We start from the raw sequence: 2,762 nt of genomic DNA, 5'->3' as shown, positions 1-2,762 counted from the left end.
CGATGGTTGAGCAAACTCTACATTAAACTGAGGGAAGTTTCGGGGGGCAGGTCACCATAAAAAAGCCTCCCCTTCTGGATTGAAGGAGAGGCTATCATTCAGACGTACCGTCACAAGGTTTAAGCGTCGACGAGCATGCCTTTTTCTTCCGCCAAAGCGCGCATGCGCTCTTGCAGTTTTTCGAACGCGCGCACTTCGATCTGGCGAATGCGTTCGCGGCTGACATCATATTGACCGCTTAGATCTTCCAAGGTGACCGGCTTGTCGGACAAACGGCGCTGCACAAGAATGTCCTTTTCACGATCATTAAGCACATCCATCGCATTGGCGAGCATTTCACGACGCGCCTCAAGCTCATCGCGGGCTTCATAGTCGCCTGCTTGATCCGCGTCTTCGTCCTCGAGCCAATCCTGCCACTGCATGGTGCCTTCGCCATCAGAGCCGACCTGAGCATTCAAGGACGCATCCCCACCAGACATCCGGCGATTCATAGAGATGACTTCGGTCTCTGTCACACCCAGATCATGGGCAATACGCGCCACGTTTTCGGGCCGCATGTCACCCTCTTCCAGAGCACCAATTCGGTTTTTAGCCTTGCGCAGGTTGAAGAACAGCTTTTTCTGAGCCGAAGTTGTGCCAAGTTTCACCAAAGACCAGCTCCGCAGGATATATTCCTGAATAGCGGCGCGGATCCACCACATCGCGTAAGTAGACAGACGGAAACCCTTTTCGGGATCAAAACGCTTCACCGCTTGCATCAAACCAACATTCGCTTCGGAGACTACTTCGGCTTGGGGCAATCCGTATCCACGGTAACCCATGGCGATTTTCGCAGCGAGGCGAAGGTGCGACGTCACCATTTTATGCGCCGCAGCAGTGTCCTGCTTTTCGACCCAGCTTTTGGCGAGCATATATTCTTCTTCCGGCTCCAACAGTGGGAATTTCCGGATTTCCTGCATGTAGCGGTTTAAGCCACCTTCAGGCGTTGGTGCGGGTAGATTTGCGTAATTGGCCATGTCCCTGCCCCTTTATGTTTAGTGCGTTAACATTGAGTTAATATCGGCACCGGTATGTTTCAAGTCCTCCGCATCTCTGCGGCGTTGAAATAAACTTGGTCCTCTTAAACGGGAAATTCCAGATATGTGTCCGCGCGCTCACGCGCATGTGCTGTGCAAAGGCCTAAGAGCGTAAATTTTGTAACAATTGGGCCATATCATCGGGCAATTCAGCTTCAAACCGCATCATTTCACCGCTTATTGGGTGCTCAAACCCGAGCAAAGCCGCATGCAAAGCTTGGCGAGTGAAGGTTTTAGCAGCCTCTAATCCAACTTCGCTGAGCGCTTTTGCGGGCAATTTACGACGTCCACCATAGGTAGGATCACCGAGCAAGCCGTGCCCGACGTGCGCCATATGAACCCGAATCTGGTGCGTGCGGCCTGTCTCCAAACGACATTCCACCAGCGCGAGGCAATTGGGATTGCCAAAGCGTTCGATCGTTTTGGCGCGTGTAACAGCGTGACGGCCATGTTCGAACAGCACGGCTTGGCGTTGGCGATCATGTTTGTGACGCGCAAGCTGGGTTGTGATTTTCAGCACACCACCTGTTTCGAAGCTGACACCACGCACGCCACGAATACGCGGATCGGACGCTTCTGGCGCGCCTTGAGTTACCGCGAGATAAGCGCGCTCTGCCGTGTGGGCCGCGAACTGCGCCGCGAGGCCATGATGCGCTGCATCAGATTTCGCCGCGACGAGCAAGCCACTGGTTTCTTTGTCAATTCTATGGACGACGCCTGGGCGTTTGGAGCCACCAACGCCGGAGAGTTTTCCCGCGAAGTGATGCAGTAGCGCGTTGACGAGCGTGCCAGAAGGTGTGCCCGGCGCGGGATGTACGACCATACCAGCGGGCTTGTTCACAACGATAAGATCGTCGTCTTCGTAGATGATGTCGAGCGGGATATTTTCAGGTTCGATGTGGCTATCAACCGCCTCTTCGACAGTGATTTCGATCTGCGCGCCCTCGGCAATCTTGGCTTTAGGATCGGTCTGCACAGTGCCATTGATCGTGATTGCGCCCGCCTCTAACAGCTTGGCGATACGCGTGCGTGAGAGTGACGCGCTCTCTGGCACATCACGCGAAAGCGCTTTATCAAGACGCGTCGGCGGATCTATCTGAACCGCGAAGGTTATAATGGACGAGCCCATGCTGCCCCCTGAGCAAGAGATTGAAGAACCCGCGCAATTGCGATTCCTGCGCCGTCTTGTGACTGTGCTGACGACGGTGATGATTGGCGGCGTTGTATTGATAATTGCACTGCTTGTCATCCGCTTGAATGAGAAACCTAGCATGTTGCCCGAATTGGTGACTTTGCCAGAGGGTGTTGAGGCGAAAGCGGTGACATTGGGGGAAAGCTGGTATGGGATTGTGACGCAAACGGATGAGATTTTGATCTTTGATCGCTTCACTGGAAAATTACGCCAGCGCATTCAGATTACGCCTGCGCAGTAACGCGTTAACCAGTTGTTTACTTGATGATTGATTAAGCACGGTTTGCGCACGTAAGTTAACACATCCTTAAAGGCCTGCGGCAGAAGTCGCATCCTCTCACTGCCTCTTAGATCCATTTTCATGATTGGAGACGCACGTGAGACTCTCTTTCGCAATTTGCTGTGTTTTTGCCCTAAGCGGCTGTGCAAATGACAAAACTGACCTGCCCCCCGAAACTTCCCTCAGTTTAATGTAGAGTTTGCTCAACCATCGA

The 2,762-nt window shown here is 53.2% G+C and carries 3 protein-coding genes; 1 reads left to right on the top strand and 2 read right to left on the bottom strand.

Going from position 1 to position 2,762, the window contains the following annotated elements:
- Positions 1-119: 119 nt before the first annotated feature.
- Positions 120-1,016 carry an RNA polymerase sigma factor RpoH gene (gene rpoH / locus PFRI_RS07430; protein ID WP_072630073.1) on the bottom strand — a complete coding sequence of 299 codons (897 nt, stop codon included), beginning with the start codon at positions 1,014-1,016 and terminating at the stop codon, positions 120-122.
- 163 nt (positions 1,017-1,179) lie between these two features.
- Positions 1,180-2,205 carry an RluA family pseudouridine synthase gene (locus PFRI_RS07425; RefSeq protein ID WP_072630074.1) on the bottom strand — a complete coding sequence of 342 codons (1,026 nt, stop codon included), beginning with the start codon at positions 2,203-2,205 and terminating at the stop codon, positions 1,180-1,182.
- On the opposite strand from PFRI_RS07425, the gene PFRI_RS07420 reads away from it, so the two are divergent.
- Positions 2,204-2,509, top strand: coding sequence for a DUF6476 family protein (locus tag PFRI_RS07420; RefSeq protein WP_111445714.1), 306 nt, complete (start codon positions 2,204-2,206; stop codon positions 2,507-2,509). The two genes, PFRI_RS07425 and PFRI_RS07420, sit on opposite strands and share 2 nt — an antisense overlap.
- The last annotated feature ends 253 nt before the right edge of the window (positions 2,510-2,762 follow it).

Origin of the sequence: Planktotalea frisia (assembly GCF_001890925.1) — a bacterium.
GTDB lineage: Bacteria > Pseudomonadota > Alphaproteobacteria > Rhodobacterales > Rhodobacteraceae > Planktotalea > Planktotalea frisia.
Note: the sequence above shows the minus strand (reverse complement) of the source record. Positions and strands in the feature narration are given on the sequence as shown.